Origin of the sequence: Nocardia sp. NPDC050408 (assembly GCF_044458905.1) — a bacterium.
Taxonomy (GTDB): domain Bacteria; phylum Actinomycetota; class Actinomycetes; order Mycobacteriales; family Mycobacteriaceae; genus Nocardia.
Genome location: NZ_JBITIL010000037.1, coordinates 12,373 through 36,619, shown reverse-complemented (window position 1 = coordinate 36,619; position 24,247 = coordinate 12,373). Strand labels below are relative to the sequence as shown.

General features: G+C 62.9%; 26 protein-coding genes. 20 read left to right on the top strand and 6 right to left on the bottom strand.

All coding sequences use genetic code 11. The annotated features are described in order from the left end of the window. The 3 genes from ACIBJI_RS41480 to ACIBJI_RS41470 form a co-directional block, all read right to left on the bottom strand. A partial coding sequence (locus ACIBJI_RS41480) for a YhjD/YihY/BrkB family envelope integrity protein (protein WP_397088659.1) occupies nucleotides 1–191 on the bottom strand: 191 nt, incomplete at its 3' end. A gap of 292 nt (nucleotides 192–483) precedes the next feature. Beyond that, nucleotides 484–852, bottom strand: a complete 369-nt coding sequence (locus ACIBJI_RS41475) for a hypothetical protein (RefSeq protein WP_397088657.1) — start codon at nucleotides 850–852, stop codon at nucleotides 484–486. A gap of 469 nt (nucleotides 853–1,321) precedes the next feature. Beyond that, nucleotides 1,322–1,831 (bottom strand): hypothetical protein, encoded by a 510-nt coding sequence (locus tag ACIBJI_RS41470; RefSeq protein ID WP_397088655.1) that lies wholly within the window; start codon nucleotides 1,829–1,831, stop codon nucleotides 1,322–1,324. A gap of 461 nt (nucleotides 1,832–2,292) precedes the next feature. Here ACIBJI_RS41470 and ACIBJI_RS41465 point away from each other — a divergent pair, with 461 nt between their 5' ends. Further along, complete coding sequence (locus tag ACIBJI_RS41465; protein ID WP_397088653.1) at nucleotides 2,293–3,564, top strand: hypothetical protein; 1,272 nt, start codon at nucleotides 2,293–2,295, stop codon at nucleotides 3,562–3,564. Between the two features lie 684 nt (nucleotides 3,565–4,248). On the opposite strand, the gene ACIBJI_RS41460 is transcribed toward ACIBJI_RS41465, so the two are convergent. From ACIBJI_RS41460 to ACIBJI_RS41450, 3 genes are all read right to left on the bottom strand, one after another. Then, the gene (locus ACIBJI_RS41460; RefSeq protein ID WP_397088651.1) at nucleotides 4,249–4,560 is read right to left on the bottom strand and encodes a hypothetical protein; all 312 of its coding nucleotides are present in this window, start codon (nucleotides 4,558–4,560) and stop codon (nucleotides 4,249–4,251) included. A gap of 303 nt (nucleotides 4,561–4,863) precedes the next feature. Continuing rightward, nucleotides 4,864–5,598, bottom strand: a complete 735-nt coding sequence (locus ACIBJI_RS41455; protein ID WP_397088649.1) for a hypothetical protein — start codon at nucleotides 5,596–5,598, stop codon at nucleotides 4,864–4,866. Nucleotides 5,599–6,170: 572 nt separating this feature from the next. Next, nucleotides 6,171–7,952, bottom strand: a complete 1,782-nt coding sequence (locus tag ACIBJI_RS41450) for a DUF262 domain-containing protein (protein WP_397088647.1) — start codon at nucleotides 7,950–7,952, stop codon at nucleotides 6,171–6,173. A gap of 917 nt (nucleotides 7,953–8,869) precedes the next feature. Here ACIBJI_RS41450 and ACIBJI_RS41445 point away from each other — a divergent pair. From ACIBJI_RS41445 to ACIBJI_RS41355, 19 genes are all read left to right on the top strand, one after another. Next, complete coding sequence (locus ACIBJI_RS41445) at nucleotides 8,870–9,709, top strand: hypothetical protein (RefSeq protein WP_397088645.1); 840 nt, start codon at nucleotides 8,870–8,872, stop codon at nucleotides 9,707–9,709. A 119-nt stretch (nucleotides 9,710–9,828) separates the two neighbouring features. Then, on the top strand, nucleotides 9,829–10,500 hold the full coding sequence (locus ACIBJI_RS41440; RefSeq protein WP_397088643.1) for a GntR family transcriptional regulator: 672 nt from the start codon (nucleotides 9,829–9,831) through the stop codon (nucleotides 10,498–10,500). A 179-nt stretch (nucleotides 10,501–10,679) separates the two neighbouring features. Further along, nucleotides 10,680–10,895: a DNA-binding protein gene (locus ACIBJI_RS41435; RefSeq protein ID WP_397040570.1), complete on the top strand. Its 216-nt coding sequence runs from the start codon at nucleotides 10,680–10,682 to the stop codon at nucleotides 10,893–10,895. Nucleotides 10,896–11,040: 145 nt separating this feature from the next. Beyond that, nucleotides 11,041–11,373, top strand: a complete 333-nt coding sequence (locus ACIBJI_RS41430; protein ID WP_397088641.1) for a hypothetical protein — start codon at nucleotides 11,041–11,043, stop codon at nucleotides 11,371–11,373. Beyond that, nucleotides 11,370–11,666, top strand: a complete 297-nt coding sequence (locus tag ACIBJI_RS41425) for a hypothetical protein (protein ID WP_397088639.1) — start codon at nucleotides 11,370–11,372, stop codon at nucleotides 11,664–11,666. The genes ACIBJI_RS41430 and ACIBJI_RS41425 overlap by 4 nt, the downstream gene beginning before the upstream one ends. Continuing rightward, nucleotides 11,663–12,055 (top strand): RRQRL motif-containing zinc-binding protein, encoded by a 393-nt coding sequence (locus tag ACIBJI_RS41420; protein ID WP_397040576.1) that lies wholly within the window; start codon nucleotides 11,663–11,665, stop codon nucleotides 12,053–12,055. Before ACIBJI_RS41425 ends, ACIBJI_RS41420 begins: the two co-directional genes overlap by 4 nt. After that, the gene (locus tag ACIBJI_RS41415; RefSeq protein ID WP_397088637.1) at nucleotides 12,052–12,522 is read left to right on the top strand and encodes a hypothetical protein; all 471 of its coding nucleotides are present in this window, start codon (nucleotides 12,052–12,054) and stop codon (nucleotides 12,520–12,522) included. Before ACIBJI_RS41420 ends, ACIBJI_RS41415 begins: the two co-directional genes overlap by 4 nt. Continuing rightward, nucleotides 12,519–13,571, top strand: a complete 1,053-nt coding sequence (locus ACIBJI_RS41410; protein ID WP_397088635.1) for a hypothetical protein — start codon at nucleotides 12,519–12,521, stop codon at nucleotides 13,569–13,571. Before ACIBJI_RS41415 ends, ACIBJI_RS41410 begins: the two co-directional genes overlap by 4 nt. Beyond that, nucleotides 13,568–15,577 (top strand): hypothetical protein, encoded by a 2,010-nt coding sequence (locus ACIBJI_RS41405; RefSeq protein WP_397088633.1) that lies wholly within the window; start codon nucleotides 13,568–13,570, stop codon nucleotides 15,575–15,577. The genes ACIBJI_RS41410 and ACIBJI_RS41405 overlap by 4 nt, the downstream gene beginning before the upstream one ends. 44 nt (nucleotides 15,578–15,621) lie before the next feature. Next, the gene (locus ACIBJI_RS41400) at nucleotides 15,622–16,230 is read left to right on the top strand and encodes a hypothetical protein (RefSeq protein WP_397088631.1); all 609 of its coding nucleotides are present in this window, start codon (nucleotides 15,622–15,624) and stop codon (nucleotides 16,228–16,230) included. A gap of 21 nt (nucleotides 16,231–16,251) precedes the next feature. After that, complete coding sequence (locus ACIBJI_RS41395) at nucleotides 16,252–16,626, top strand: hypothetical protein (protein WP_397088629.1); 375 nt, start codon at nucleotides 16,252–16,254, stop codon at nucleotides 16,624–16,626. 37 nt (nucleotides 16,627–16,663) lie between these two features. Continuing rightward, nucleotides 16,664–18,475 (top strand): hypothetical protein, encoded by a 1,812-nt coding sequence (locus ACIBJI_RS41390; RefSeq protein ID WP_397088627.1) that lies wholly within the window; start codon nucleotides 16,664–16,666, stop codon nucleotides 18,473–18,475. A 1-nt stretch (nucleotide 18,476) separates the two neighbouring features. After that, complete coding sequence (locus ACIBJI_RS41385) at nucleotides 18,477–18,833, top strand: hypothetical protein (RefSeq protein ID WP_397088625.1); 357 nt, start codon at nucleotides 18,477–18,479, stop codon at nucleotides 18,831–18,833. A gap of 5 nt (nucleotides 18,834–18,838) precedes the next feature. Next, nucleotides 18,839–19,189 carry a hypothetical protein gene (locus ACIBJI_RS41380; RefSeq protein ID WP_397088623.1) on the top strand — a complete coding sequence of 117 codons (351 nt, stop codon included), beginning with the start codon at nucleotides 18,839–18,841 and terminating at the stop codon, nucleotides 19,187–19,189. Nucleotides 19,190–19,192: 3 nt separating this feature from the next. Then, the gene (locus ACIBJI_RS41375) at nucleotides 19,193–20,191 is read left to right on the top strand and encodes a toprim domain-containing protein (protein WP_397088621.1); all 999 of its coding nucleotides are present in this window, start codon (nucleotides 19,193–19,195) and stop codon (nucleotides 20,189–20,191) included. Nucleotides 20,192–20,227: 36 nt separating this feature from the next. Next, nucleotides 20,228–20,632 carry a hypothetical protein gene (locus tag ACIBJI_RS41370; RefSeq protein WP_397088619.1) on the top strand — a complete coding sequence of 135 codons (405 nt, stop codon included), beginning with the start codon at nucleotides 20,228–20,230 and terminating at the stop codon, nucleotides 20,630–20,632. 3 nt (nucleotides 20,633–20,635) lie between these two features. Then, a complete protein-coding gene (locus ACIBJI_RS41365) occupies nucleotides 20,636–21,553 on the top strand; it encodes a hypothetical protein (RefSeq protein WP_397088617.1) in 918 nt (305 codons plus the stop codon). Beyond that, nucleotides 21,550–21,783, top strand: a complete 234-nt coding sequence (locus ACIBJI_RS41360; protein WP_397088614.1) for a helix-turn-helix transcriptional regulator — start codon at nucleotides 21,550–21,552, stop codon at nucleotides 21,781–21,783. Before ACIBJI_RS41365 ends, ACIBJI_RS41360 begins: the two co-directional genes overlap by 4 nt. Further along, on the top strand, nucleotides 21,783–23,003 hold the full coding sequence (locus ACIBJI_RS41355) for a tyrosine-type recombinase/integrase (protein WP_397088612.1): 1,221 nt from the start codon (nucleotides 21,783–21,785) through the stop codon (nucleotides 23,001–23,003). Before ACIBJI_RS41360 ends, ACIBJI_RS41355 begins: the two co-directional genes overlap by 1 nt. Nucleotides 23,004–24,247: the final 1,244 nt, after the last annotated feature.

Below are 24,247 nucleotides of genomic sequence, written 5' to 3'. Positions count from 1 at the left end.
GAGCCCAGCATGCCGAGAACCGCAATGAGCAGCATCAGCCCCGGAAAAAGCGACAGCACACTGTAATAGGTCAGCGCCGCAGCCCAATCCGTGAGCTTGTCCGACCAGACCGCACCGATCGTGCGCCAGAGCGCACCACGCCAAGACCTCCATCGAAGATCCATCGGGCCCGACACCCGCTCAACAGCCATCCACCCACCTCCCGGCCAGCACCGGATACCCAGACACCCTCACCGAAAACACACGGCCGCTTGCTGATACACCCGCTGCACTTCGATCCATCGCCGGTGGCGCAGACGTGTACGGGCTCGGCCGCGAACCTTCGAGCCGATCGATCACCACGTTTCTACACAGCTACCGCGCAGGAGTGTCTGCGACGATCGCGTCTTGACCAATACCGTTGTCCGGCAAGGAATTATCGACGCCTGCGACATCGAGGAGTGTGGTGGCGGTGGCGACGGCGAGGCCGTCGAGGGCATGGGGTTAGACAACCGATCGAGCACTGGCTCCATCGAAAATGAGGGTCAGCTGCCGGGCGAGCAGGCCGGGGTCGGGTGCACCACCGCGTTCGGCCTCGTGTTGGAAGAACGAGGTCAGACCGTCCTTCTGTCGGCGAGCGACCCGGCTGGCGGGATGCTGGGGCGATTTGAGTTGAACCGCCGCCGCGACATAGGGGCAGCCCCGAAAGTCTTGGACCGGTTCCAGGTATTCCAACCGTTCGAAAACATGCAGGATCCGCTCACGCGGCGACCCGACGCCCTCGGCAGGCAGCAGGGCGCCCTGAGTAGTCCGGGGCGATACGTTCCAAGCTCGCGGCCACCAGCTCGTCGACAACCGCGAAATCTGCTTCAACAGCCAATTCGCCGCCGAGGACGCGCTCGTCGTCTGCGTTCCGATGTTCGCCGCGCCTTGCCGGGGGCACGAACCTGCGGCAACCGGACCAGAACCGTCACGCCACCTGCTATTTGCCGATGACCAGCAATTTTCGGTGTTGCAGGAGGCTGGCGTACTGGTCAATACCCCCTCCGGACACCAGTGCTACCCCACAGGGGCTGTGCCCCGTCAAGATGGGCTCAGCTGCGCCGCTACCCGCAGGTGTCGCGCACTGCCAGAAAGCTCGCGGCGGCTGTGAAAGTGCTCCTCGACATGGCCGAGGTTGATGCGCAGATTCACTATCTGCGGTAGATCGTAGGCGCCGGATTCCGCGTGGATGCTCCTCGCCTCCTGGTTGCTCTACCCGCTGATGAAAAGCCGGCCCAGGGCCCTGAGAGGTGGTAGTGCAGCAGGTGTGGTCAGCGGCGGAACTCGCCGTGGCGGCCGCTCAGCTCGACAGGCTGTTCGGGAAGTCCTCGACCCTATTCTGCCAGGATTGGAACAACTCGGGCAGGCTGGGATAGAGGCCCGGGAACCGGCTGCCCTTCAACCCGTCGAACACAGCGGCGACCTCGCTCCAGATGCCCATAGCGAAGCCCACGAAATCGCGCAACAGGTTCAGGCTGACGCCCTGCAACTCCGGATGCGCTATAGCGATCTGTAACAACGCCGATTTCAGCTGGTCGGTCGCGCTGTCGAACTGGACCTCGTCGTCCGCCAGTTGTTTGTCCAGCAGGTCGGCGAAGTCGTCTGGGCTCATCTGGTCGTTCGCGCGTTGCTGGGCGGCCGGGAAGACGCCGTCGAGAGCGGTCTCGAGCTGGGCCTGCATGGGCTTGGTGCCGGATGCGACGAGGGCATCCAGAAGCAGGCCGGGAATCTGGTCCAGCTGGGTGCTGGGCAGCTGAGCAGGCAACTGGTAGGGCTGTTGTGCGTCGTGGCCGGCCGCGATGGATTCCATCCGCGCTCGCTCGTGAGCATGAACGGCGGCGAGGATAGCCTGGAACTCCTCCGGCGAGAGCAGACCGGACGTGGTGGGTTTTGCCATCGTTTTCCCCTTCCTAGGGGCGTATGTGAGACCTACCCTGACTCCGCGTATCCCCCGAACTCGACTCCCCCTGAACCGATCATCCCCTCACCGCAGGCAAATATCTAGCAAATGACGGTTGGGAGTTCCGACCGGGCTGAACATTGCCGTTAACAGCTATTAATTAGCAAACTTTTGGGTCTTGAAACCGGGCCGCTGACCTTCGAGACTCGTCACCGCTGGGCATCGCTACCCACCTCGGCCGAATCCACCCGTCCGACGAAGCCATCTCACACACTCCACCGAGCACCTGCCAGGGCCGCCTAGGTCCACGACTCGACAACGCGCAACACCCCAAGAATCCACATACCGAGTACCGAAGGAGGAAAGCAGAATTGGGCGGCAGAATCCCCAAGCCCGTAGGAACCTTCGGCACACCGACGAAGCCGAAGAAGCAGAAGAACGGACGCTGGCGCACCACGGTGTACTTCTACGGCGCCGCTGGTCGGGTGCAGCTCGAACGCGTCGGGGAAAGTGCCGACGAAGCGCGCAATCGCCTGGCCGGGGCGATGCGAGATCATCGGGAACAGATCGGCTACGGGCGGATCACCCGAACGACCAAGCTGATCGATCTGGCCGCGGAACTACTGCTCGAGTTGAGCAACGACGACGCCTATACCGAGGGCAACATCGAGGATTATCGACGCGAGGTCTATGTGTCCAGGGATCGTCGCGCCAACCGGGCGACGATCAAGATCGAGAACTCGGTCGGGAACCTGCAGGTATGGCAGGCCACTTCCGGGGAGATCGATCGGCACCTCAAACGGCTGGTCGCGCTCGGGCTGCGTCGGAAGGCCAAGCAGCACAAGATCATTCTGCGGGCAATGATGCAGATCGCAGTCCGTCACGGCGCACTGGAGACAAACCCTGTGGATGGGGTCGGCGCTTTCGTGCGCCGTCGGAACCCGGCCCGAGGCAAGGTACAAGACCACACCGCGCTGCCGCAGTTCCGAGCCCAGGTACGGGCGTGGGCACGCGGTGAGGCCATCCCCGGCACACCTGCCTATACACGCGGACCGGCGCGGGATTGGACGGTGGTCTGGGTGGTGGATGTGATCACCGGAACCGGGATGCGCCCGCACGAGGTATTCGCGCTACTGCTCGATGACATAGACCTCGATGCCAGCGACCCCTACCTCGATGTCACTGGCACCTTAGTGGAGGTCAAGGGTGCCGGCGCGGGCGGCTGGGTGCGAAAACCCGCACCGAAGTCCGACAACGGGTGGCGGCGGATCCTGTTGCCCGAGCACACCGTCGAAGCCGTGCGCGAGGCGATCAAGGACCTCGAGGTCACCGATTGCCCCAACCCTGACCGGCTGTTGTTTCCCGCGCGCAACGGGTCGGTACGCAATCCCAACAACTTCGGCCGCATTTGGCGCGCCGCACGCGGCAGCGAATTCGCCTGGGTGACCCCTCGCACCTTCCGCAAAGGCGTGGCCACCGCGGTCGATCACGCTTCCGGAGATCCCGAACGCGCGGCCCGCCAGTTGGGCAACACCCGTGAGGTCGCCAAGACCCACTACATCGACGTGCCCGAGACCGTGCCCGACAACAGGGCCGTGCTCGAGGCCTGGGCACGTGGGCGAGCCGAAAGTATGAGATTTTGACTGGCTCGGTTCGAATCCCACGGCGTGTCGCGGAACGAGAAAACCCCTTCCGATGCTGGTCGGAAGGGGTTTCGTGTGTCGGGCTGACAGGATTTGAACCTGCGACCACCTGACCCCCAGGACTGGGAATCGGCTATTTGCGCACGTCTAGCACGTTCTGCCGGTTGTCCGAAAGTTCGTGTGTTCTGCGGATGTTCAGTGCCGCGCGTGACGTGTGGTCCCCAAATGGTCCCCACACTGCCAGGCATGGGCGAGGCGCCTGCTCAGTCCGAATCCCGCGGTGGTCCCTATGTTGGGCAAGCAGCGAAGGTCCATGATTGTCGTCACCCAGTCCGCAGGCCAACTTGCCCCCAGGTCGGACCGAGGCACGAAAGTACAGGTCAAAGTACAACTTTCACCGTTTTCATGTATTTCGAAAGTGCTGGTCACCCCGGAGCGTTCACAGCGCGTGGTCCCGTTCCGGTCCCGCTCTGCCACCTTGAACTCAAGACGGCCCACTTGCCCGTCGTGCCGGTAGATTCGCCCGCGAAGGATTCTGCACATCCGTCCCGGCATGTCGAACGAATGCGTCGATCGCGGCGGTTGCCTGATGGTAGCGCGCTCTGTGTTCCTCAGCCGTCGCTGGGGCGATTCCGCCTCGCTGAATGGCTAGCGACGCCTCGATTGCTTCGTTCGCCAGCTGGGTCAGGCGCTCATCGCTGTTAGGAGCTTGATCCGCAGCAGCTGTGAATTGGCGACCGCCTTCTTGTCGTACGCCTCGGACCGCGTGTTTGCTTCGGCATCAGGATCCTGCTTGAGCTGGTGCCACCGCTTGATCTGGTGGTGGCGGTACTCGACGACCGCGTTGGCGAAGTCGTGGTAGGCGGTAAGGCGGTCCTGCCTCAGCGGCTCGACAAAGTTCTGACGCATAGTTCTGTCCGCGTTGACCCGCTGGAAGTAGTGGGTGACAGCCGCACCGAGGAGCGTGCCAGCGATGGCGATCAAGGCAGTAATCACATGGCTGACCTTACGTACATTGGAGTGAATCTTCCTGTGCGCTCGGCCTTCTGGCCTAGATCAGGTGAACGTGGCCGTCCAATGGCCCTGTTGGGTGGTGGGCTGCACCAGAGGCGCGCTGGCTGCGCGCCCCTTATCGGCCTGCCTTTCGCGCGTAGAGGCTCCGGGGTCAAGAGTGGCGATAGCCATCGCGGAGGGACGCCGGAGGCGCTCTTGACGCTGGAGGGGCGCACGAACACAATGCAGGCCACCACACAGGAGGGCCACGCGGCCGGAGGTCGCGCGAAGATCAGACGGGACTGTCTAGTCGAACGGCTCGACCTTCCTTGCTTGAATACGCATTTCTTCTTTGATCCGAACCTCGCGGCGTATCTTTCGAATATAGATAAGCCTTCGAAAACCCTTCTTGGGCGCGAACAATAGTTCTCCACGCCGCACGAACCTCGTGAGTTTAGGCCACACGTTTTGGATAAGCTCAAGGCTCGAGTCTTTGAATGGATGCACTTCGAGGGTCTTTTTCCACTGCTGCCCTTGCGAATCCGTGAAATAGACCACGCATACTTGGTAAATAGGCTGTATTGGATTCGGAAACTTGAACTCATGTTCCGCTCCCGGTTCTAGTTTCCACTGAGGCGGTGTTGTAGGAAACCCATCGTTTATGGAAGCAATCGATTCTTGCCGCATTCGTTCCAGTTCCCCGTTTGGCGCTGGGACCGGTGAAAGCTGGAGGTAGTCGGTGACCACATCTACCAGCGGTCGCTTATTGATGTGCGCGGACACGGAAGATATCGAACGGTCAGACAAGTTGTGGACGACCACTACGAATGGCTTCGGGTTTAGTGCCATTATCCCCAGATTAGGATCGCTCGCCTCGAATATTCGAATCTGTTTCGCTTGGGCTTCCCTGTCTCTCTTAGAGTTACTTCGATAGACGAGTGCCGCGACCCAAAGTGCACCGGCACTGGCCACGGAACCCGCCCACTGGCCAACAGTCCCCCAAATTGTGGGGTCGAGCGGAAAATCCCACATGCTACTCACGAGCGGTAAGTATCGCTCAAGGCAGCGGAGTTCGGGGCGGTCTGGGGCTACAACCGAATGTCCGTCGGCTGACTGATCACGAGCGGGTGACCACAGCCAGGCCCCACGAACGGACGCCGGCCGATCCGTCGGCAGGCTGCGGGAGAGCAAAGTCGGGGACGGCTGGCGTCGTGCCCAGCACTGCCCGGTGCCGGTGTGCCGCCGGGCACCTGCGGCCGGACGCAGACGAGTCCACCCGGACCGCAATCGGTGAAGTGATCGCGGAACGGATGGACTCGCTGACTACAACTGCGGACGGAAGACCTCAGGTAGACCTTCGTGCGCAGGTCAGAGCCTTACAACGACTTACACGTCGAAGTAGAGCTCGAACTACCACCTGGACGTTTACTGTAGTTAGGGGCGTTGGTGAAGATGACTGACCAGCGGATTCTGTGTTGGCGATCTTGGATTCGCGACGAGCCGGATCGGTGCTGCTGCGTACTTTCTGCGTACCGAATCCGGCTCCGCACGGCTCGACTAACCCAGGACTGTCCGCGGTAGCCATGGCAGTGGTCCGGCGCTGCAATCTCGAATTAACTGAATCGCTGACTAATCGACGCGATTTTTCGGGCACCTTCAGCTTTAACAGTCGAATTACCCTCCCGATAATAGACATCGTCGCCTACGTACGACAATTCAGATTGCTTCGGAACAGAGATTACTATGAGCCCCAAACCATAGTAATCATTACAGTCGACAGACGACAAAACACTGGACTTCAGGGGCTCGCTTAGATCAGAATTTCGGATTCCGTCAATCCACCTTTGAAGGTACCGATCTTGATCTTCTTTTAGCGCCGTAACTTCACGCAAATATCCAACTACTTGCCGATCACCTACTGTGCGCGATTTAATCCCGTACAGCGATTCGATACGATTAGCATCAGCAGGCTTATCAGTAACTCCAATAATTATCTTGCCAGAGCGTGCATTGTTCGCAATCGCGCAAATTGTCCGTGCTATTTTGCCAGTCATATTCGGATCTATAGACTTATCTTCAGTAAGCTGAAGCAGACCTTGTTTCAGCTCAAAATCAGGCAATTCTACCTTCGAACGACGTATCATGTTGTCGATATCCACAGTGGAATGGGAGCCCCCTAGCTCACGCGGTTCGACATCGACAAGATACTCGGCAATTAGCCCCTTTATTACATTTATGTTCTTACGACGCTCGTCTGGGCTGGTCGAACCGCGACTAGTGTCGATGCGATCATCGATTCCCGTAATACTGGCTCGCACACCCTCGTAATCGGCGATTTTTTTATTGCCCTTAAAAAGCGATTCATGTAATCCAATGAAGAGCACCGCGAATAATGCAGCGAAAGCGTTGGTCGAGGAATTCTTGAACAGAATGCTACGCAGCTTTGAAGGCCCCGCCCCCGCGTTGCACACCTTACGTATCTCATCGATACACTGCTTGAATTCCTCGGAGAACTGTTCTTCGCCATAGCTTCTCAGCGCATTTTCTATGCGCAAGTTCGGTGTGGTACCGTCTTCGTAAATTTGATCCAGAGCATTCTTCGATCGCTCGATAACAGCACCGCCAATGACACTAGCTGCGATATCGGCAATACACTGCTCGTCCATACTATCGCGCAAATCCGTTGACCGAAGTACCCCATGCTCTACCCAAAACACCTGATCGGCAGAAACTTGGTAGCCATGCTTAGTCATAGGAAGATCGACGCTAATTGACGGCATCTGCTCCAGGCCCAGAATCGTGGTCGATGCATCGCCTCGAATCTCGCATGCCAACTCCCGAACAAGCCGTGAGAAGTTGTTCCGAACGCCTGCCTGTCGCCGCTCCTGGTCACTTAGGCGATGACCGTAGGTATTGATCCTTCCAAAAACGTCATCGATCTCCGTCTCGGTCGCCCCACCCATCACGGAAACTGCCATAACATAATCTAGAAACGTTGTGATCTCACCCGAGGTTATCTTGTTCGCGTCTTCGTCAGGACGAGAAAACTTTCCTTGAGCTTCGCGAGCGGCGGCAGTCGGATGGAGTTCCACGTCAAAATAACGGCCATCCAGCGTAGGAAAAGAGCATTCGATAAACGATACGAGTGCGTGTAGCCGCTGGAGACCATCGATGACTTCATAGGTCTTGTCTCCTTTTTCGGTCTTTTCCTCGCGCTCGGCAAGAAGAAGGGCGGGCACGGGATAGCGTTTTAGCACCGACTCAATTAGCTTCTGCTTCTCATTCAGAGTCCAAACGAGCTTCCTCTGGTACCTCCGGTTCACAAAAATCTTGCCTTCGCTGTACCAGGAATACAACGACTGTATCGGTTTTGGTTGCGAGTCGAGGTCAGCCACACGGCTACTTTGCCACACCAATGGACGGCGCAGATCGCAAACGACGGCGAAATCGAGCGGATTTTGCCCAGGTCGCCACCGGCTACCTTTATCGGTGCGCGGCAGCTTGAAGCTTCGCGGTCCGTTTGCTCGGCGCATTCGTCGGGCTTCGGATCACGGAAGCGGCTGGGCTCCGCTTCGACGATGTCGACTTCGACGGCGGGAGGTGTCGTGGAGCACGACGCGAAGCGTGATGGCAGGACGGACAGCTTCGCTCTCGTCCGCTGGTCGAACAGGCGGGCAGAAGTCGTCAGATAGCGGATCTGTCGGCGGAGCTAATCTCCCAACATAGACACGCGAGCGAGCCTATCCGCACGTCACAGGTGCCGAAATCGGACTTTGACCTCGTTGATCAGCCGGGACACTGCCGGGAGAATGACGGGACAGTGCCGGGACTATGCCGGGACCTGCCGAGTCCCGGCATAGTCCCGGCACCTCAGTTTGAAAGTTGGGTCTGACCTGCGCCTTCGGCGCAGGGCTCTCGCTCTGCCCGGTCCACACTCTCTATGGCTTCGCTGTTCATAGAGAGTGTGGACCGGGCAGAGCGAGAGCCCAAAAACAAGACAGAGCAAGCAAGTTCAATGAAGGTGCATGGAGGGAGACCACAAAGGAATGACCACAAAGGGGGGCTGGGTGGGTGGTTGCGTCAGGTGCGGACATTACGTTGCAGAGCTGCGCCGCCTCCGGCAGCGTGTTCGCGCGTCAGGACGCGCTCAGTGCGACAGCCAATCCAGGTGGATACGCGGAGGTTTCGAAAACTGACCACAAGAGGAGGGTCTCCCCCAGCTGAGTACGGCTCGAGATCCGATCGCGCATGCTGCCATGCGCATATAGAGCAACTGACGGCCGAACCGGCTGGCCCTCGACACAATTGAGTAATGACTGGACTTGTGCTGACACCGGACCGGCGAAACGAGCTCGCTTCGATGCTGGAGGACGAGGCGCGGTTCCGCGCCGACTATCCGGCAGTGGCCGACTATCTCGACACGGCGCCGAGGCTGGCGGGCACGAATGATCCGCAAGCCGACTCAGCATTCGATCTTCGCCTGCTGCACTACATGACCGGAGGCCATTCGGAGTCCGGCAACCCATACTGGGACATCGTTGCGCCCGCGGTGCACGAAGACGGAGGGCGCCGAGTCATCAACGGAGGGCGATCACAAGGAAGTGCGCGTCTTGGCTACGCGCAGACAGTACTTCAGGCCGCCTACGCCTACGCTGTCCCTTCACCCGAGACCTTGCAGCGTATGACGGAATGGTGTTCGGATCGGTCGATTGTCGAGCTTGGAGCAGGTCGGGGGTACTGGGCTGCACAGCTGGCCAATGGTGGATGCAAGGTGAGCGCCTATGACTCGCAGCCGCCTACCGACGGTGAGAACGTCTCTTTCCCGCTCTCGCCCGGACAGCCAGCTGCATGGTTCGACGTCATAGGGCTGTCCGGCTTTGACACTCGTTCCCAGTTCGGAACGAATCCTGTTCTGTTCCTATGCTGGCCACCCGGCTGGGGCGACACGATGGCATCGACTGCACTCGCGGACTATTCGACCGCAGGCGGGGATCGTCTGATCTACGTCGGGGAGTTGAAGGGCGGCAAGACCGGCGACGACGCCTTCTTCGATGCTCTTGCGCACGAGTGGGAGTTGGTTGATCAAGATCCTCAATTCGTCTCGTGGTGGAACTTGCGGGACGTCGCACAGTGCTGGGTTCGGCGGCATTAACAGCTTCTGACGAAGCCGTCACAGCACATATGAGGAGATAAGGCCCGGCGGCAGCGTAGGGTCATTACTGCGTATACACAGGTGCGTATACAGTCACTGATCGGAAGGGGACCCGGCGCATGTCCGAGCCGAAATACGTCCAGATCGCAAACAAGTACGCGCGTCAGATCCGTAGTGGAGCAATTCCGCCGAAGACCCGGCTGCCAAGCTATTCCGAGATCGCCCATGACCACAACGTGTCGGAAATCGTTGTCCGCAAAGCGGTTGAGCAACTACACCGCGCGGGGCTTGTGCGAACGGTTGAGCGCCGCGGCACCTATGTTGTCGAGCGCCCAAACCTGACGCGGCTCGCCCCAGAACGCCAGATGGAAAGCCCCGAGACCACGTTCGGGAGTGAGACCGACCGTCCCGTGAGTGTCGAGCGCGAGATTGAACGCATCAAGGCGACAGACGAGCTCGCAGACGACTTCGGCATCGACGTCGGCGATGAGCTTGTGCACGTTGTGACTCGCGCAACGGAGGACGGCAACCCCGTGTCGATTTCGGACACGTATCACCTGCCTGGCCAAGAGACCCCCGACGCAACGTTTTTGGAGGAAACCCTCGCCGAGCAGATCCCGACCGCGCTGCACGCCACATGGTTAAACGTTCCGGCCAGGGACTCAGCAATCACTGTTCATCAGCGTTTTCTAGACAACGACGACAACCTACTCATGGTCTCGGACGTGACCTACCCGCGCGGCCGGTACCAGGCATTCTCGTTCCGGATGACGGTCTCGCCATCTGGGTAGAAACTTCGCTCAACCGTCGATAGACGAAGCACAACCGTCAAGAGGGCTTGATCAGCTACATGATCAGGCCCTCTTCTTTATGCCCGCCTTCTGTGTATACGCAAGCATTGTGTGTATACACAGCTGCGTATACGCTGCTTGTGTATACACAAGCACTGCGCATCGAAGGAGTGGCATTCATGAGCAAACGGCACAGTTCGGCCGGGGAACGGGCAAACCTGATCAGTCTCCGTGACGCTGCGGAGCTGGCGGGTGGAGTGCACCCAACCACCATCCGCCGCTGGGTTGACGGCGGACTCCTGGAGGGATTCCAGGTGGGCCCGCGGTTGATCAAAGTCGACCGCAACCAGGTCCTCGCCCTGGTTCGACCGCTTGGCCAAGGCGGTGCAGCCTGATGCGCGCTCGCACATTCGGATTCGCGGTTGCGGCCGTGTCGATCGGTTACCTCGTTCTGACTCATCCCGCAGTTGTCGGCTTCACCGTGATGCTGCTGGGAGCGTTCGCGTTTTGGAGAGCGTCCCGTCGGTGGGGTGTGCGGCGATGAGCGCGCCGCGGCAGCAAGGACCGGTGGGGTACACGGTCACCCATTTCGACCAGGGCCGTGGGCATACGGCGTTGCATTCGATGGCGGGACCTGAATTCACCGGAGTCGGCGCGATCTACGCGCCATTGGGGTTGTTGCCTCCAGTGCTGCGGTTGGTGGCGGTCGGTGTGTTGCTGCTGGTCGCGATCGGTTCCTGTGCAGCACTGAAGGACACCGGGTATCACTATCCGCCATCACAGAACATCTGCCGTTCAGCGAATTCCGGTGTACCACCGGAGAAGCCGGGTTCGTGCGCTCCGGCCTCGCAGGTCTCGGGGGTGGCGCGGTGAGCGCGGCAAGTGACGACCGTTTGAGGGCCGAGGCGCAGGCACGGTTCGAGTGCCTGTCGACTACCGACGAAGTGCTGTTCGACATGTCGGAGGCCGCATGGGTGTCGATGGAGCGCAACGACTTCGCCCAGACCACGGGTGAGCGCGCCAAGCTGGACTACCTCAAAGGTGTTCGGGACGCGGTCAAGCGCGAGACGAACGAGGCACGGCGCAGCTGGCGGGCGGCGCTGGAGCGGGATATCGCTCAGCAGCGGACTCGAACAGGTTCGCGGAGGATCGAGCGGTCGCGATGAGCCGGTTCCACGATCCCGAAGGCGAGAAGTACGGCATCCCGACGTGGCCGTGGGGTTTCGCGCCGCCACATCTGCGGACCCGTCGTCAACTGGCTCGAGAGGGGCAGCGGCCGAGCGCCGACCACGAGGCGCAGGTGTTGCGTGCTCGAGGTGGGGCACGGGGGCCGTTGAAGGCCTACCTGTATGACACGGAAACCGCTGTGCCGAAGCGAGTTCCGACACCTGCTCAGTTGGAGGCGTTGGAGCTGGCTCGGATGGAGCGGTCGGTGCGGGCGTGTGAGCGTCGCGGCATCGACGCCGCCGATATGCGCGAAGTGATCGAGCAGGCCCGCCGCGATATCGCTGCGCGTCGACCTGATCGGCAACGCGGATCGGAGCGGAGCCGATGAACCGCGAATCCCCCGACGGCACCGTGTATCTGCTGCATTTCGAGCGGCCGTACCGACACGCCAAGCACTACACGGGTTGGACCACCGATCTGGATGCCCGGTTGGCCGAGCATCGCGCCGGGCGCGGCGCCCGCCTGCTGGCAGTGATCAAGGACGCCGGTATCGGCTGGTCGCTGGCTCGCACGTGGGACGGCAACCGCGGCCGCGAACGGCAATTGAAGCGTGAGGGCGGAGCGACCCGGCGCTGCCCGATGTGCGGAGTGACACCGCGACCGGCGGAAGACATGCGCGAGGTGGTGCTCAAGGCCCGCGCCGACATCGCCGCCGGCCGCACCACCCGCGATCCGGCGGAGCCGGTCGAGCGGTTCGACGCGCGGAATGTGTCGCCGCACGAGATCGACCGGATCTGTTCGGAGATCGAGGCCCGCCGCGCCGCCAGGAGCAATGGAAGGGAGCGGAGTCGATGAACGACAACAAGAAGGATCGCTACGGCGCGTTGGAATTCGAACATCTCGACCAGATCATCGACGGATTGCGCGGCGCGGGTGCGACGTACCGCGAGATCGTCCAGACCCTCAGGGTTTCGGCCCGCCGGGTCGAACTGGTGCTCGGTGAGGTCTCGGCGTTTCGTGCCCGCGGCTACAGCCAGGTTGAGATCAGTCGTCGTGTCGGCCTGCCTCGGACCACGGTGCAGGACCTGCTGCGCGCGGAACGATCGCCGATATCCACCGCGCGTAAAACAGCGGTCCTCACCGCGTTGGCGGATATGCGGGGGATGCAGCTCGATGTGCTGGGTTGGTACCTCGGCGTGGAACGCAACCACGTCTATCGGCTGGTCGCTGATCTGGTCAAAGACAACAAGGTTCATCCGCTCGAGCAGGTACAGCCCGGTGAGAAGTGGGTGGTCCCGACCCGCGTGACCGCAGCGCGGTATCTGGGGTGGCGCCCCAAGGACTGGCATCCACCCCTGATGTACGCAGAGCATCATCGGGCCGTCGCACAAGCCCGGATCATGCTGGTCGGCAACGCAGCGGATCGGTGGATTTCCGAACGTCAGCTGTGGCGGCGCGCCGCCGTCGAAGCGTCGGAAAACCGTTCCACACGAATCGAATTCAGCACCAGCCGACGCCCGCTGTCGGGCCGACCACACATTCACGACGGCCGGTTCCACGGCGAAGTCGATGGGCGCCGCGGGTGGTGGGCGCTGGAAGTCGAGCTGAGCCTCAAAGACCGCGCCCACATGGATATCGCGCTGCAAGGCGCGGTGCGGGCGGCGCGAGACGCCAAGACCGAGACCGTTATCGGCCTGCTCTACCTGTGCCGGACGGTGCAGGTCCTCGATGGTGTCACCGCAGCTTATGACCGTCTGCCATCCGAGCTCGCCAACCTGTCGCTGCTGTTCGCCGCAGGTGATTTCGACGACGAGTGGACCTCCTTCCTCGCCGCCCGCAACCAAGCCCGCGCCGCGAAACTCCGCGCCCGCAACGGACTTCACATCTCCAGGGAAGCATCATGACCAACCAGAATTGCCAGCCGATCCTCACCCCGACAGACTGCGCCCCGCTCGGGACGACAACGGCCGCACCGCCGACTGCGCCACCGCCGATCGTGCAGGACCCGCCGCCGTCGATCGAGGTGCATCCGGTGAAGCCGCCGGTGCGCCAGCTCGACGGGATCGACCTTCCAGACCTGAGCACGGTCACGCATTTCGCGGGGACTGCGACGGTGTGCGGGGTGGTGGTGGTCGCGATGCTGATCATGATCGTGGCCGTCGCCGCGCGGTGGCCGTTGGCGCCGCACCGGCTGCGGAACTTCGCGATCGGATCGCTGCTGCTGCCCGCGTCCTCGGCGTTGGCGGGTGGTTCGTGGACCACACCGGCGGTGCTGTTGTGGGCGGGCGCATCCCGCGTCGTCGATGGTGATTGGGCCGGGCTGCCGATGATGCTCGCGCTCGGCGCGCCGGTCGCGGCGCTGCTGGCTACCTATTGGTGGGCGAAATTCGTCAACAAGACCAACACCGTTGGCTTGAAGTCGCTTGGTCGCACCGAACGAGTCCAGCACATGTTGACTGCACGTCGGGCCGCCGCCGCGGCGCGCGCCGCGAAGTTGGGTGCGCCGTTCACCACCGGTGACGGGATTGTGTTGGGTCCGTTGGCTGATCGGACGTCCTCGACACCGTTGGGGGTGTGGTCAGAGCTGACCGCCCGGCATCAACCCTGGCTGGTGGTTCCGCACAAGGAAGCGCGCCGCCAGATGGCGATCATCAAGACCACCGGCGGCGGCAAGACCGAGACCATCAAACGGTTCGGGTTCGCGATGCTCGAATACGAGTGGACCGCCTGGCAGCGGTGGAAAGACGTCCCCGCGATGCGGGCCAAGCACCCGCGTCCGCTGCTGGTGTTCGTGTCCTGCAAGGGCGGTGAGGACGACCGGGTCCTGGGCCGTGAGATCCGGGATCTGGCGACCCGCAAGGGAATCGAGCCACACAAGATCGCGATCGTGCCCGAGCAGGACCGGCTCGATGTGTGGGACATGCAAGCCCGTGACCAGCGGGCGGTGCTCGGTGACATGTTCAACGCCGGGCAGGCCAGCACCAGCGAAGGCCAGCACTTCGACGAGATGCGCCACCGCATCGTGTCCCTCGTAGTCGACGCACCCGTCGGTCCACCCCGCTCCTCCATGGAGTTCCTCGAACGGCTCAGCGTCGAAAAACTGTGCGACATCTGGGGTCAGGCACCCGACGTCGTGCGGATGGTCGAAGCGTTGCAGTCGGAAAAGGTCCCCCAGATCGACGACATGCTGATCAAGGCATCCAACCTGTTCGACCGGCTCCAGGACGAGCAGGGGCGGATGGTGTTCGACGGCGGCGTCGACCTCGACGACGTCGATGTGCTTTATGTGACCGTGCCGGGCATCGACAAGGACGCCGCCCGCGCCCAGGTTTCGGCGATCCTGCGGATGCTGATGCAGCGCGCCGGGCGCACCGCCAAGGACCAGCGCCGCTCGATCACCCTCATCATCGACGAGCTCTCGGCCACCACCACCGACCAAGGATCGATCGGCCTGGAAGAAGTCTGCGAACGGGGCCGCTCCCAAGGCGTATCGGTGATCTTCGCCGCCCAATCTCCCGAGGGCATCGCGCGCGACCAATGGTCGCTGAACCGGATCCTGAAGGCCTGCGCGGGCGGGGTGATCATCGGCTACTCCGAAAACGCCGGGGAGCTGTGCAAACACTTCGGCCCGATCCATCGGATGCTGCCCTCGCGGCACCTGATCAAAGGCCAACGCCACGGCGACGAAGGCCAGGTCTCGATGGGTGAGAAATGGCTCGTCGACCCCGACCGTGTCCGCGAATTCGACACCGGCGACGTCGTTTACGCCAAGGCCGGACGCGCCCAATTCGGCCGCGTCGTCCCGGTCAACCCGACCGAATTGCGTCCGATGCCGGGCACATCCGCCGCCGGACGTACGCAGGCCTCCCCCGGTGACCCCACCACTTCCGGCGCCACCGCCGTCGCCTGAACACCCCGCCTCTGTTCCTGAACCGAGATTGAAAGGCAACTGCAATGCGCATCATCCGAGACAACGACCACAACGACGAAGACCCCGACGAACAGCGTGAACCGATCGAGCCCAAAGCGATTGGCGACATCCTCGCCGACGAATTCGCCGACTACCTCGCTGACGTATCAGCCGCGGCCGACACCCCGAACCAGGACCACGAGAACGCATCCAAACCGTACGCCCCGGTGCGGCCGGTCCTGCGGGTGGTCCACAACAACGACACCAGCGATTCCGTGCAGGAGTGGGACAAGCCACTGGATCACGACGCAGTAGCCACGGCTGGTCGCGCGGCAAGGCGGCGGATGGTCCGAGGCGCGGCTGGAGCCTCCTCCGCCGTTGTCACCGCGACTGTCCTCGCGACGTGGGGGCAGCCGTGGATCGTCACCGGCCCGTTGGCCGCCTACGGCACCGGATGGCTGGTCTACCTGTGGTGGAACGCCGCCCTGCGCCCGAGCATCCCCGATGTCCTCGCCACCGTCACCAACGGCCTCAGCACAGCATTCGCCGTCGTCATCACCACTATCGCCGCACTCGTACGCGGGCTGATCGACCGGATCGACACCGCCCGCACCCGGCACGAAGACAACCGGACGGCACCCGCCCCCCGGTAATCGGAAAGGAACCGAAAAACCATGTCCGACAACACCAATGACCCGATCCTGCCGATCCCTTCCGATCTGTACCGCGAGATTGCCGGGCTCTACGGCCATATCAACCAGATGCGCGACCAGCTCAACCGGATCGGCGAACGCTATGTCGATCTGGCCCATTCACCGCAGGCGCTGGCGGTGGACAACCTCGGTGAGCCGATCGAACCAATCGACGCCAACGGCGCGGTGCTGACGGCCCTGGATGACGCGGACACGCGGCTGTACTGGGTCGAGACCGCGATCGACGAGGCCCGCAAGAACGCGAGCCGGTTGAAGCTCACCGATCAAGCCGATCAGGAACGCGAGCGCCGTCTGGCCGAGCAGCGAGCCAGCGGCAGCCGTCGCCGCACCCGGTAGCCCTCAATCCCCTTATTGCTGAAAGGAATACAACAACATGACTGACCGCAGTCCGGAAGATGAGTTGATCGCCGAGGCCCGCAAGTTCGGGTACGCGATGAAGGAAATGCTGCGTTTGCACGCCCAGGCCAGCAACTGGCTCGAGCGTCGCCGGATCCGCAAGCAGATCAACCTGACCTTGCGTGAGCAGCGCCGCGGCGAGCAGGCCGACCGCGACAAGCATCTGGTGTGGACCCAGCAGATGATCGACCGCTACCGCGCGCACTCCCTCGCGGTAGCCGAGCGTGCCGCCGATCCCAGCGTCGATCACCAGCGCCGCTACCGCGACGCCCGAGCGTTGACCCGGCACGCCGATGATCTGCGTTCCCGCGTCGTCGGCAATGCTCGGTTGACGCGGGTCGAGCAGGGCATCGCGCTGGACGGTGTGGACGCGGCCACGGTGTTCCCGCAGTTCGAGCCGGGCCGGTTGTTCACCAACGCGCACAAGGTACGTGGTATCGACGCACTGCGGTATCGGGCGCAGGTGGCTCGCACCGTCCGTGACCAAGCCTCAACCTCGCTGCGCGAGCGGGTCCAGCAGGCCCCACGGTATGAGGCGAGCCTGCGGTGGAACACCGCCCCAGGCCAGGATCCGATCATCGAAACCCGCGGGTTCGATAGTGCCCGTGACGGTTTGGAGTGGATGTACCGCGATATCGACCATGCGATGTGGGTCGACGGGCAAACCGTGGACGCCAGCCTGCGCGATCCGGCCGGGCGGCAGGTGTATCACCGCCACGGCGACCCCGAGATGGTTGCCGAGCAGCTCGAACACCCACTCGGCATCATCCGCACCGCCGACGGCGGCTACCGGCAGAACCCGCGCACCGGTTTCTTCGCCGATGCCGATACCCTCGCCGATCACCAGCGCACCGTCGCCGACGCACACGCCGAACAGCTGCATCCGGCCGCCGAGCGTCCGCCACAGCAGCAGTCGGCGCGGCCATTCGTTGTCAATGTCGGACCGGCCGGTGTGAAGCACACAGGGGCATTCGAAACCCGTGTCGAAGCCTACGACTGGGCGTTGCATGTGCTCGGCACCTACCGCGACACCCACAGCGGGCAGGACTTCACCGCCAGCATCCGCGAGTCCGATCGCCGCGGGAGCGCCGAGAGGGTCGACGGCCCGCTCGGGATGGTCACCGACGAAGTGCGTGCCCTGCGTGAACAGCACCTGCGCCCCCAGCGTGGACAGGCTGCCGAGCTGCCGAAAACCCGTCCCACCGGGCAACAGCGCTCGGCCGCGTCGGTGGATCCGGAGCGGTTCGCTCAGGTCGAACGCCAGCTGAAAGATATTGCCGCCGATCGCGACCGGTTGGAGAACCGGGTCGGGATCTTGCAGCGCGGTCTGGACGCGGTCACCGCCGACCGCGACGAGTTCAAACGCAAACTCGCCGCCTCCGAGGGACGCATCGAGGAGCTGAAGAACCGCAACATCCGACTCGCCAACGAGATCGGTGAATTGCGCGACCGACCGAACGTGGAACACGTTGCCGCTGAACGGGATCAGTACAAACGCGAACGCGACGAGGCCGTGCAGAAGCTCGCACAGGCCACACCTGAACACGAACGCTACGGCAACCGGGCGCGGACCGACACCAGCTCTCGCGGCAACGAGTCAGGCGCCGCCCAGCAGCAACGGCCGGGCGAGGACACCGGCAGTCACGGACCGGTTGGCAAGCGCGCCAGCTACATGGGCGACCTCACCGACACCGGGCATGAGCGGCCTGGTCGCGACACCCAGTCGTGGCCGCAGCCCGGACGCAACGGCAACGGCAACGGCCGCAACGGCATCGAGAGGAGCCGTTGAGATGGAACGCGAACATGAGGAAGCCATGCGCGCCGACTTCACGACCTATGTCGAGCTGGGACGGCAGATGTACCGGCCCTCGACCAGCGAGGCCGAGATCCAGCTTCTCGACATGCAACAGCAGGTTGTGGCCGATCGGTGGGAGTCCGGTCCGCACGCCGAGCACTGGAACTACCTCGAAGACGCCCGTGAGGACTGGCGGCGATCACCGGACACCATGCGCCGGTTCTTGGACAACGTCGACCACAACGAGGGATACGGGCTCACCGACATCCAGCGCCGCAGTCACGAGCAGGCCCGCGACCTCACCGCGCAAGACCGCCCGCGGACACGGTCGCGGGTCGAGCGAGGGCGGTGAACGTGATGCATATCGAGCATGAGGAAGCGATGCGTGATGCGTTCACTGAACTGGATCGGCTCACACGCATGGCCTACCGGCCCGAAGCCACCGAGGCCGAGATCCACCGCCTCTACACCGAGGGCGCGGTGATCGATCACGGTTGGCACCACGGCCCGCACCGCGAGCAATGGTGGTTCCTGAAAAATGCTCGCGCCCAATGGGAATCCGATCCGGACGTGATGCGGCGCACGCTGGTCGAATCCCTGCACACCCCGGGCGGGAAGTTGGATGCGGTGCAGCGACGCAGCATCGAACAGGGCCGTGTCCTGGCCGCCGCCGACACCACCCGCCCCGGCATCGAGCGGGGACGGTGAGCGATGCAACCGCAACAACCGCAGGGGCATTCGTATCTGGTGGTGACCGACGCGTTGACCCGCAGGATGGGGCCGGCGCCGCATCCACGTGGCCGCGAGCAGTGGACGAACTATCTGTGCCCGGTACACGAGGGCGACGGGCAGCACCACAACCCGTCGCTGGGTGTGCGGTACGACCCGCGCCAGGGCAAGACGATGCTGCGGTGTTGGGCAAAGTGCAACGACGAAGAGGTCTTGGACCGGATCGGGTTGCGGGTGCGGGACCTATGGGATCGGCTGCCCGAACGTGACCCGAACCGCCGCACCAGCAACGGGATACACGGGCAGCAGTACGGGGTCGCCGAGCGGAGGCCGTTGACCCTGGTCGAACGGGCGATCGCCGCGGCCTCGTTCCCGATCCAGTACAAGCCCGAGCTGGGAGCACAGACCGGGCCAGCGGAGAACGTCGACACCTACGTCTACCGGTGGCACACCGACCAGATCGAGGGCGCGGTGTTCCGGATGCGGACCCCGCACGAACACGGATACACCAAATCGTTCTGGCAAGCCAGATGGAACGGAACCGGTTGGGAGAAAGGCGGTTTCGCCCCGATCCCGTGGAAACTCGCCGATATCCGGGAAGCCCTCGACACCGGCCGCGAGATCTATGTGTGCGAGGGCGAGAAGGACGTGCAAGCCGCGAACCGGGCTGGGCTGATCGCGACCTGCAATGCCATGGGCGCCGGATCCTGGACCCCCGAGCACGCCAAATGGCTGCGCGGCGCGGCCCGGGTGATCGTGGTCGCCGACCGCGACCGCCCCGGCTACCTACACGCCGCCAAAGTCGCCGAAACCCTCGACGGCCGGGTCGGGGAGGTGCGGGTCGTGCAGGCCCGCGATGGCAAAGACCTCGCCGACCACTTCGCCGCCGGACACCACCTCGAAGACCTCGATCCGGTCCCGTACCTGGATCGACCACAGCAGCAGCGGTTTCGGCCGGTGACCCGAACTCGAAGCCGCTGAACCGATTTCACTCATTACAAGGAAGGACACATCATCATGACCAGCACTTTCGGACAGCGTTTCCGCCGCGCCGCACGCCCCACCTCGGCATTCAGCAAGACCAGCACACCGGGCACCACCGTGTACGGGCGCATCACCGCGATCATCGAGGAGCCCAAGCTCAAATACGGCGGCGCCCCCGACGAGGTCGAACTCGACGAGCACGGCCAGCCAGTCATGCAGCTGGTGATCACCCTCGACACCAGCAGCGGCCCCCGGAACCTGTATGTGTCCTGGCGCATGGAACAAGCCATCGGCCTGGCCCTGGAGAACGCCGGAACCGAGGACTTCGCGGTCGGTGCGTTGCTGTCGGTCACCTACACCGGACCCGACCCCGACTACCCGAAGGCCCGCTTGTTCACCGCCGTCTACAACCCCGCCACCGGGCAGAGCGGTGCGTGAACCGTGACCGGACACGACTCCGGTGCGAACCCGGTGCGCAGCGACGACGCTGCGCACCACCACGCACCACACAATGCACAACCCGGTGCACAGGCATCGAGACGGCCGGTGCGGGCGTGGCCGGTTCTGCTGCTGGCGCTGCCCGCCTTCGTCGCGATCTGGTCCGGCTGGGTCGGACTCGGCGAGCTGACCGGCTTCGGACCGGTACACCCGCTACCCGGCATCGCCGACGACTTCGAGATCAACACCGCGATCACCCTGCCGATCGGGATGGAGGCATACGCCTCCTACGCGCTGTCGGTATGGCTGTCAGGGCGGATCCGTTCGAACCGAACCCGCAGCTACGCCAAATATTCGGCGTTCGGCAGCCTCGCGCTCGGCGCGGTCGGCCAGGTCGCCTACCACCTGATGCAAGCCGCGGGTGTGACCGTGGCGCCGTGGCCGGTCACCGTGCTGGTCGCCTGCCTCCCCGTTGTGGTCCTCGGCATGGGCGCAGCCCTGGCCCACATGATCATCCGAGAGCACCACACCGCACCGATCGAACGCACCGACCCCGACCCTGCGCACCGACCCGAACCTGTACGCACCGTCTCGGTGCGCGAGGTACACACCGAGACCCGTTCGACATCGACAGAGCTCACCGAATCCCGGGCAACGGCCGAACTCGAACCAACCCAACGCATCGAAATCGAGGCCAGCGCACCACCCGATCGCTGGGCCGTGGTCGCTGATCAGGTGTGCAGCGCCGATCGCGCGGGACGCCGCGACCCTGACAAAGTCGCAGAGATCCTCCGCTTGCGCCACGAACAGGGGTGGTCACACGCGCGCATCGCCGAACGCGTCGAACTCAGCTCGTCCTCGGTCACCCGCACCCTCACCGCAGCACAGGAATTCACGAGAACAGAAGGAACCGAGCCATGACCACCGCCGATAGAGGGGAAACGCCGGAGCTGGCCGAGAACGCCTGGTACACCACCGAAGACGTTGCCGCGGTCCTAAAGGTCGATCCGTCAAGCCTGCGACGTTGGCGCACGGCCCGCCCACCGCAGGGACCAGCGTTCGTTCACCTGTCCGACCGAGTGACGAGGTACCTCGGCGCCGACGTTCTGGCCTACCTCCGACGCAATCGCATTGATCCAACGGCGGCGTGATGAGTACCGATCCAGTTCGATTGATTCCGCTCGGGGTGGAAATCCGAGCGGATATCGAGGAGCGAAAGCGGGCCACGCCCTTCCGTGCGCGTGTGCGGTGGTCCGATCCCGTCACCAAGTCGCGCCCATCCAAGTCGGCAGCATTCGACACGCGCGAGGAAGCGGAAGAGTGGGTAGATCGGATCAGGCGCGCCGCGGCACGCGGTGTTGATCCGAAGACCGCGACCGCCACTCTCAATGATTACGGCGATGACAACTGGGCCGCGGCAATGCGGGGCCTGGAGGAGAAGACAGTGGGCGACGCTTACCTACCAGCATGGCGCCGCCGAGTGATCCCGGCTCTCGGGCATATTCCGGTGACCATGGTTACCGCAGGTCTGGCCGACCGCGCGGTCATGAACTGGATCGCCGAAGGAGTAAGCAAGTCGGCGGTCAAGAACAGCTTGGCCGCACTATCTCGAGTACTGGACCAGGCCGTCCGGGACGAGGTGATCGACCGGAACCGCGTCGAAGTCAGCGGCTGGCAACGCCAATACGAGCGGTACGAGGACGAACTCGACGACCCGCGATTGCTTGCGCTGCCCGATTGGGCGGCACTGACCCGGCTCGCGGACGCCCTGGTCGCTGCGTCATCGGGCAACTACCAGGGATGGGGTGATGTCGTCGTCTTCGCGGCCTGCACTGCGACCCGAATCGGGGAAGTCTCCGGATGCCGTGTCCGCGATATCGACACCGACCAATGGATTTGGCGATTGCGCCGCCAGACCTCACCCGGACCGGGCGGGCTGAAAGACAAAGGAACGAAAGGCAAACGCTCCCGCAGAATCCCGATTATCGAAGACATTCGCCCCTTGGTGCTCCAACGAATTAAAGCCGCCAACCAGGATCCCGACGCACGACTTTTCGTCGGCCCCCGCGGTGGACGAATCCAAACAGGAGTGCTGCACAAGGCAACTCACTGGGACAAGGTCGTGACGAAGGTCGGCTACGAACATCTACGTCGGCACGGACTACGCCATACCGGGCTGACCTGGTTCGCCGACGCTGGCGTCCCCCTGCATCGACTCCAGCAGATCGCCGGACACACCGACCCCCGGATCACCCAGCGATACCTCCACCCCGACACCGAGGCGCTCCAAAACGACGGCAATCTGCTCTCGATACACCTACGAGCGCCTCAACGGTCCCCAAATGGTCCCCAACTGCGAATCGTCCAATAACAGCAAATCCCCTCCGACCCAGGTCGGAGGGGATTTTTCTATGTCGGGCTGACAGGATTTGAACCTGCGACCACCTGACACAGGTTCTAGTTTCATCGACGTGCCTCAGCAGACCTCATCATGCCTGGTCAAGCTCCTATTCGCGTCGGGCGACCTGCCCGTCATGTCCTATCGGATCCGGGCAATTCCCATCAAAAGTGTGAGATTTTGGTGGGACGGATCGAATGACGGAATCGCGTTCGCCCATCGCCGACACTCCCCCGGCCGAAGCGATCGACAAGTGAAGATCGGGGAAGCACAACCCGTTCATTACGAGCCAGCGGGCCAGACCAAATCCGATCACCGCTGTGCAGAAACAAATCGAAAGTCGGCGTGTCGCCAATCCAACACGCAACCATTTTCAACGACAGCTAACTTTTAGCTACCGGAGAAAGTGGGCCCATGGCCCTGCTGACCATGCGTGGCACTCGGCCCGCTGGCCCGCCACCGGCCGCAACCGCAGCTCGACACGTCGACGAACTCCCCCGCCGGCGCGGTCATCGAACTGGAAAGGGCCGTCGATACCAGCGGCACAACGAGACTCGGCAAATATCGTGTCAAGATCCGATCCGCACTCGCCGGTCAGAGAGTCCTGCTGCGCCTGGACGGCCACCTGCTCCAGGCAGGTCCACAACGGCGTGCTCGCCAAAACATTTCCGCGCCGATGTCAGCCGATGAGCGCACCAAACTTCGTGGCGCACGCATCGCATCACCAAACTGCCGTCACCCCGAAACCCGGCCCGACCAGCGTCCAACGGAAAGTCCCCCGCGACGGGGTCGTCATGGTCGCCCGCCATGACCTGCGCATCGGCCGGACTTACGCCGGACGGATCGTGACCATCCAGTCAAGGCTGCGCGTGTCTGGCCACCGAGAACACCGCCGGACAACTGACGCATCAGTCGTGAAATGGCACAGCGGAGTACACACCAGAGCATTGTCCTCGGACCCCAGCGACCATGTGTCGATGATCGCGTCGCACACAGCCGCGGTATTGCGGTGAGTCTGCCGCACGCCCTTGGGCTTGCCGGTCGAACACTGGTGTGCATCAGCAATGCGTCATCGCGATCCATCCTCGGTACGACCGACGGCGCCGGCACGATGGCGAGCGCCGTCTCGAACGACGATGCTGCATCTTCGGAATCACCCACCGAAACGATTCGCTCCGTCACCGGCAGACCGTCGAGTTCATCCCTGCCGATAGCGG